This window comes from Neotamlana nanhaiensis, from assembly GCF_000943555.1.
Lineage (GTDB): Bacteria > Bacteroidota > Bacteroidia > Flavobacteriales > Flavobacteriaceae > Neotamlana > Neotamlana nanhaiensis.
The window spans coordinates 178,727-186,297 of sequence record NZ_JTDV01000014.1; the positions used below are offsets into that span (position 1 = coordinate 178,727).

General features: G+C 34.6%; 5 protein-coding genes and 1 pseudogene. All 6 read right to left on the reverse strand.

Annotated features, from left to right (window positions below; genetic code table 11):
• Positions 1-23: 23 nt before the first annotated feature.
• Entirely contained in the window at positions 24-992 is a 969-nt protein-coding gene (locus PK35_RS14515; RefSeq protein WP_044627287.1) for a FecR family protein, read from the reverse strand.
• Positions 993-1,068: 76 nt separating this feature from the next.
• Positions 1,069-1,647, reverse strand: coding sequence for an RNA polymerase sigma-70 factor (locus tag PK35_RS14520; protein WP_052826015.1), 579 nt, complete (start codon positions 1,645-1,647; stop codon positions 1,069-1,071).
• Positions 1,648-1,842: 195 nt separating this feature from the next.
• On the reverse strand, positions 1,843-3,864 hold the full coding sequence (locus PK35_RS14525; RefSeq protein ID WP_044627288.1) for an OmpA family protein: 2,022 nt from the start codon (positions 3,862-3,864) through the stop codon (positions 1,843-1,845).
• Between the two features lie 11 nt (positions 3,865-3,875).
• A complete protein-coding gene (locus PK35_RS14530) occupies positions 3,876-4,793 on the reverse strand; it encodes a PorP/SprF family type IX secretion system membrane protein (RefSeq protein WP_044627289.1) in 918 nt (305 codons plus the stop codon).
• 45 nt (positions 4,794-4,838) lie between these two features.
• A complete protein-coding gene (locus PK35_RS17905) occupies positions 4,839-5,114 on the reverse strand; it encodes a T9SS type B sorting domain-containing protein (RefSeq protein ID WP_262509291.1) in 276 nt (91 codons plus the stop codon).
• Positions 5,115-5,144: 30 nt separating this feature from the next.
• Positions 5,145-7,514, reverse strand: a pseudogene (locus tag PK35_RS14535) (DUF11 domain-containing protein); the annotation flags it as partial.
• Positions 7,515-7,571: the final 57 nt, after the last annotated feature.

A 7,571-nucleotide genomic window follows, 5' to 3' on the forward strand; every position in this document is an offset into this window, starting at 1 on the left:
GGTTGTGTTTCTGTTCTTATAATTTATTTGATTAGTATCGTGTCGTTTTCAATTTTATATTCTAAGCCTATCATAAATTCTAAACTTTTAAATACTTTATCTACAGGCTCATTGTTATAAGCTGCTCGTATTTTTTTATTTAAAATAGAATCGGAAGTACATTGGATTTTTACGTTGTACCATTTTTCAATTTTAGCAAAGGCTTCTTGTGCTGTAATGGCATCGAAACGCAATAGGTTTTTATGCCAATCGGTTACGTAATCCGCGTTGATGTTAGATTTTACTAATCCTCCAACTTCAGTATTGAATGCTACTTGAGTGTTTTTAACAAGTATAAATTGCTTTTTCGAGGTGGTATTTTCTACCTTAACCTTACCTGTTTTTACGGCCACTTGAAAATCGTTTTCGGCATAATGCGCCACGTTAAAAGATGTACCTAAAACCGTAGTTTTAAAGTTTCCAGAGCTAACGGTAAACGGTTTTTCTTCGTTTCTTTTTACTTTAAAAAAGGCTTCACCTTTTAATTCTATAGGTCTGTGATTATTTACAAATTTTTCAGGATAGCGAATGGTCGCTCCAGAATTTAAATACACCAAAGAGCTATCTGGTAATAACACTTCTGTGCGCTGGCCCGCCATACTTGTTACAGAAACATACTGAACAGGTACTTCTGCAAAAAAATTGGATTTAAAAAGCATCCCCAAACCTAAAAGCACCACTAACGAAGCTGCTATTGCTAAAACTTTTTGGTTTTTAAAGACATTGGTTTTCTCGCTCTCTTTTATTTTATGGCGAAGTTTTGTTAAGCCGCGTTTTAAGTTAAATTCTTCGTAAACTTCGGTTGGATGTTCTTTAAACACCTCTGCAAGCTCGTTGTATTTGGTTTGATATTCGGGTTGTAATAAATATTGATTTAGTAAAGCTTTATCTGCTGAAGATGCTTCGTTTGCTAATTCTTTTAATGCGATTTCGTAAAAAACCTCGTCGGTCATGGTGTTTTGATCTTTTACTAATAAGACCAAATTACACGCATCAATCTACCATTCGAGTCTGTTAACAAATAGTTATCTAAACATCAATAAAACTCAAACAAAAAGAAATTACCAAAGTGATAAATTGAGATTCGTATTGCGAAACATGCTTAATAGCTTCAAGCATTTGTTTTTGTACCGTACTCACAGAAATACCAAGCTTATCTGCGATTTCTTTATATTTTAAACCCTCTATTCTGTTAAGTTTAAAAATGATTTTTCGCTGAGGTGGTAAGGTTTCAATAATTTGATCTATTTGAGTTTTAACCTCATTATAGTGCAAGGATTCGTCGGTATTTAAATGTGAAAAATCAACGGTATTATCGGTAATTTGTTGTTGTAAATAATCAGACTTCGCTTTATTAACAACATTGATAGACAAGTTTTTAGTAGCTACAAATAAATACGATTTTAGCGATGTATTTATTTGAAGTGTTTTTCTGTTCTGCCATATTTTAAAGAATACATCGGCTACAACTTCCTCGGCTAAATCGGCACTTACCACATATTTTTTAGCGTATAAACACAAGTTAAAATAATACTTTTGAAATAGCTGTTCTAAGGCCTGTTGGTTATCTTTCTTAACACACTCAAAAAGTATTTGGTCTTGGTTCACTGTATAAAAAATAGTTTTAATTAACGCGGTAAAACTATTGTATCTACACAGGCGGTCTGTTATTAAAAAATTAAATTAATATTATTTTTTATTTGGATTCTTTAAATTTTAGGAAATAAAAAAAGCAAATTTTGATGACCCAAAAGATCTTTACAACAGACACTATCCCTAAAAGGGTCTTTGATTTATTTGTGTTTACATTTTAACAATTATAAATTCTGAGCGTCTGTTAAGTTGATGCTCTGCTTCCGAGCAACTCACGCCATCTAAACAATTATTTATAAGTTGAGATTCACCAAAACCATTGGCGCTCTCGATTCTTTTAGCATCTATACCTTGACTAATTATATAATCTCTGGTAGATTTTGCTCTCCTATCTGATAAACTTAAATTATATGCGTTAGAGTTTCTTGAATCGGTATGCGATTCAATTTTAATAACCATTTTAGGATATTGCGTCATTAGCAACACAATTTTATTCAATTCTATAGCTGCATGATTTCGAATGAACGATTTATCTAAATCGAAATAAATAATCCCTATTTTAATTTTTAGCATACCTTTTTCTTCAACAATAAGTTCGTTTAGGGTTTCTAAACCTAAGGCTACAACAGTCTCTCCATTTTCATCTAATGTAAGCGTTGGTTTCTCCTTAGGCTCATAACCTGTTTTTTCTGCTGTTACTTTATATGGTGTTGCACAATCTAAAACCGTATTAAATGTATATGCTCCGGCAATATTGGTTGTTGTGGTTTCTAACAACTCACCCGTATCAGATAACAAAGACATATTCACATTTGAAATACGTTCGCCAGTAATTGAATTCGATATATAACCTCTGATAGCTTGTTCACAAAGTGGGCCTTCTGGCTCTGGCAAGCGTACAAAGGAATATATATCATCATCTCCCTTTCCTGTTAATCTATTTGAACATACAAACCCTCTGTTTTTAGGTTCATTTACTATAAACCCAAAGTCATCCAGTTTGCTGTTAAGGGGCGCTCCAAGGTTTACAGGGTTTTGAAATTGTTCCTCAATCACTCTGCTTTCATACACATCAAGACCTCCTAAACCTAAATGTCCGTCTGAAGCAAAATACAATGCATTATTTGTGATATATGGAAACATTTCGCGTCCTGCCGTATTTACCTTAGCCCCTAAATTTCTTGGTCTGGAGTAACCTGTAAACGTGCTATCTTGTTTGGTAGTTTCATTTTCTTCTAAAATATCTACTACAAAAATATCTGTGGCACCAATAGACCCTGGCATATCCGAAACAAAGTAAAGTAGCTTACCATCCTTACTTACTGTTGGATGCCCTACGGAATAGTCTTCACTATTAAAAGGCAGTTCTTTTACATTTTTCCATGTTAAAACACTATCTCGATTTGGCTTCAATTCGGCACTGTATAATTTTAAATGGTTTGTGCCTTTACCATCACGCCCTAAATCGCCATCATAATTATTTCTGGTAAAATATACTTTAGTTTCATCAGGTGAAAATGCGAGTGTAGCTTCGTGATATCGTGTATTTAATTTATCTGAGAACTCATCTATCAGTTTTACATCAGATTGAATTTCATTCAACTCGCCTAAATACATATTTAGAAAAGGCTGTTCGTTCCAATGATAAATCCGTGTATGAAATGTAGAACTATCTACAGCTGATGAATACACTAGCTTATCTTTATAATACATAGGGCCAAAATCTGAATACTTGGTGTTTGTTGATACATTTTTAAGTACAAACCTAGGTTCTATATATAAAATATCTTCAACAGTAATTATCTTCTGACTGAATTTTGGAGACCTATCATCCTTATGTTCTGTACGCTTAGAAAACTCTTTCATCCAGCGTTTTGCATCCCTGTATTGACCTATGCCTTGTAAAGCATGCGCGTATCTAAAAATATATTCAGCATCTACACTAGAATAATAATTTGAAACTAACTTATCATACCATCTATAGGCATTTTCCATATCGGTATTAAAGTAGTAGGAATCACCAGCTCTTTTTAAAAGATTTACATAGGTAGAATCGTTGGAATTACCAAAATTTTGATTTTTTCGCTCCGCCTTTTTTAGTTCTAATTCATATAAGGCTGATGCTTCTTTATACCACATTCTATCAAACAACCTATCGGCTTTCTCATTAGAGTTTTGTGCCTGTGTGATGCTTAAGGTAGCTAAAAGTAAAAGTGTAATTATGTTTTTCATGTAGCTTATATTTAGAAGAATCGTGGTGATTTAAGTTGTTTTTCTCTAGATCTGAGTTCAAAACGCAACATGATTTCGTGCGTTCCAGAATTAAAGTTATTTAATCGTGTTGTAGTAGCGTCGTATGCATAACCTATTATTAATTTAGGACCTAATTGAAACCCTAATAAGCCACTTACAGAATCGTCCCATCTATAGGCTAAACCAAGTCTGAACGTTTCATCAAATAACACATTAGCAGATAGGTCTACAATAATAGGTGCACCTACTACAAACTTTCCTAAAAAGGCAGGTTTTAATTTTATTCTTGGACTTAAATCAAATACTTTCCCTCCTATTAAAAAATAGTGCAAACGCTCTGCAGCTACTGCATTTTGTACACCATCGTAATGTTCACTTGTTAAAAAGTTAGGTACAGATAATCCTAGATAACTATTATCATTATGCCAGTAAACTCCTGCTCCAATAGTTGGTAAAAATCTGTTATCAATATTCTGTTGAAACACGTATTCTTGTTCCTGATATGATCCTCTAGACCAATCCACATTTAATAACCTTAAACCACCCTTAATCCCAAAAGATAACTTGCTATCGTAATTTAAATTAATGGTATATGAAAAGTTAGCATCTAAGAAAAATTCGTCCGATGGCCCTAACCTATCGTTTACCAAAACAACCCCAAGACCTACGTTTTTACCAACTGGCGACTCTACACTAAAGGTTTGGGTTTCTGGGGCACCATCTAAACCTACCCATTGCGTTCTGTATAATCCTGTAGCTGTTAAATGACCTCTAGAACCAGCATAGGCAGAATTTACCGTTAATGTATTAAACATGTAGTCTGTGTATTGTGGGTCTTGTTGTGCATTTGCATAAATACAAGCAAATACTACAACTAAACCAAATACTATTTTAAATTTTAAGTTCATCTTTAAATTCTTGTGTTTTTTTAAACTATGTACTGTGTTCTTAAATTATCTTACTATGTATAACCATCCCGCTCTTGGTTCTGATCCATCACCCAAATCAAGAATGTAGTAATAGGTTCCAACAGGTAGTTTTTTGTTTTTATTTACAACTGCCCTTCCGTTAGAAATACCATTAAACGTATTATCATAGCCTTCTTTTATGTAAACTACATTACCCCATCTGTTATAAATTTGCAGTTCGTTATTCGGATAATTGTTAATACAATCAATCACGAAGAATTCGTTCTTACCATTTCCGTTAGGCGAGAATTCATTGTACACATGCAAACATTGTGGTTCTATAGTTGCGTTATCAGTATCATTGTTTTCGTTTGAATCTATTTGATCTAAAAATTCTAATGATGCCGTGTTTACATAATCATTAACATCAACAACTTCAACAGTAATTTGTAGTGTTTCCGTTGCTCCCACCGCTACTTGGGGAACAACCCACAATCCTGAAGTTTCACTATAAGCACCTGATGATGCCAATGTTGAAATAAACTAGTAACCACTTGGCAAAACATCAAGTATTTCTACTGAAGTGGCATTTATACCTCCTAAATTTGATACCGAAATGGTAAATACAATCTCATCTCCAATAGACGGGTTGTCATTATCTACCTCTTTTGTTATGGCTAGATCAACAATAGGCGTGTTTATAAATGCACTATCCTCATCGTCCTCGCTTTGGTCACCATCATCGTTATCTGGTTCACTATTAGGATCGAACTGATCACTACCTGTAATTTGAGCAATATTTAAATACTCGCCCGCTTGTAATGTTGGCATATTAACCGTAGCCTCGTAAGTAATCGTCAAGCCTGTTAAAGGTACATTAAACCCTGTCCAGTAAATGATATTTCCAATAAGTTCACCACCATTGCTAATGTTGCTTATGTTACTGTAACCAATTGGTAAAATATCTTCTAACGACACTCCAGTAGCAGCATCAACGCCTGCATTATCTATTTGAAGTGTGAAGGTTAGCACATCGCCTACATTAGCATTCATGTTACTTACAGATTTCGTTAAACTTAAATCTGCTGTTTCAGTCATTACCAAAATACTATCTTCATCATCCTCACTTTGGTCACCATCATCATTGTTTGGTGTACTATTAGGATCCGTCACATCGCTTGCCGTAATTTCAGAAACGTTTAAGTATTCTCCTGTAGTCCCTGTAGGCTCGTTAATAATAACATCAATAAATAAGCTTTGTGAACCTGCATTTGGTATCGTTCCAACCGTCCATAATCCAGTTACTTCATCATATGTTCCCGATGTTGCACTAAAACGAACAAAGTCGAAGCCTTGAGACAATAAGTCGATGACTTCTACACCTGTAGCTGCATCTGGTCCTGCATTACTAACAGTAATTTGGAATGTAATTTCATCTCCAACATTTGGCATAATCTCATTATCCACCACTGTTTTTACTAGTGATAAATCTGCTATTGCATCTACAGGAGTTACTAATACATTGTCCTCATCATCCTCACTCTGGTCACCATCGTCGTTATTTGGAGAAGAGTCATTATCTGCAACATCTGAATTTGAAACTTGAGCAATGTTTAAATAATCGCCACTACCATTAACTAATACATCAATCAACAAGGTTTCAGTTGCACCGTTATCAATATTTCCAACGTTCCAAATTCCAGTAGTCTCATCATAAGTTCCAGAAGTAGAACTAAATAGGATATAATCAAATCCTGATGGTAATAAGTCAGTCACCTCTACACCTGTTGCATCTTGAGGACCATCATTAGTCACTGTTATGATGAATGTGATTTCAGAACCCACTAAAGGATTTGTATCGCCATCAACAACATCTTTAGTTAATGATAAGTCTGCTACTGAAATTACTGGAGTAACGATTGCATTATCTTCATCATCTTCACTTTGGTCGCCATCATCATTGTTTGGTGTTGAATCAGAATCAATCGTATCAGAAGACGTTACTTCTGCAATATTCAAATAATCTCCTGATGCATTTACCAAGACATCTATAAGTAAAGTTTCTGATGCTCCTGCCTCGATACTACCAATATTCCATAATCCTGTGGCTTCGTTATAAGCACCAGAAGTAGAACTAAATAATACAAAATCGTATCCTGAAGGCAATAGATCTGTAACTTCAACACCTGTTGCGTTTTGCGGTCCATCGTTGGTTACTGTAATTTGGAATGTAATCTCCGAACCTACTAATGGTATTAAATCCCCGTCTACAACTGTTTTTGTTAATGATAAATCTGAAACGGATTCAACTGGTGTTACTATGGCATTATCTTCATCATCTTCACTTTGATCACCATCGTCATTATTTGGAACAGAATCCACATCAAATACGTCTGAAGCTGTAACTTCTGCTATATTTAAATAATCTCCTGAACCGTTAACTAAAACATCTATTAATAATGTTTCTGACTCTCCTGAAAGTACCGTTCCAACTGTCCATAATCCAGTAGTCTCATCATATACTCCTGAAGTAGAACTATATAATATAAAGTCGTAACCTGATGATAATAAATCCAACACTTCTACACCTGTCGCATCTTGAGGACCGTCATTAAATACTCTAATTTCAAAAGTAATTTCTGAACCTATAAGTGGCGTTGTATCACCATCAACAACAATTTTAGTTAATGATAAATCTGCCTGTGCAGGGACTATGGTCAGTGCATCCTCATCATCGTCATCGCCATTGCCATCACCGTCTTCGTCTACTGTGGCGTC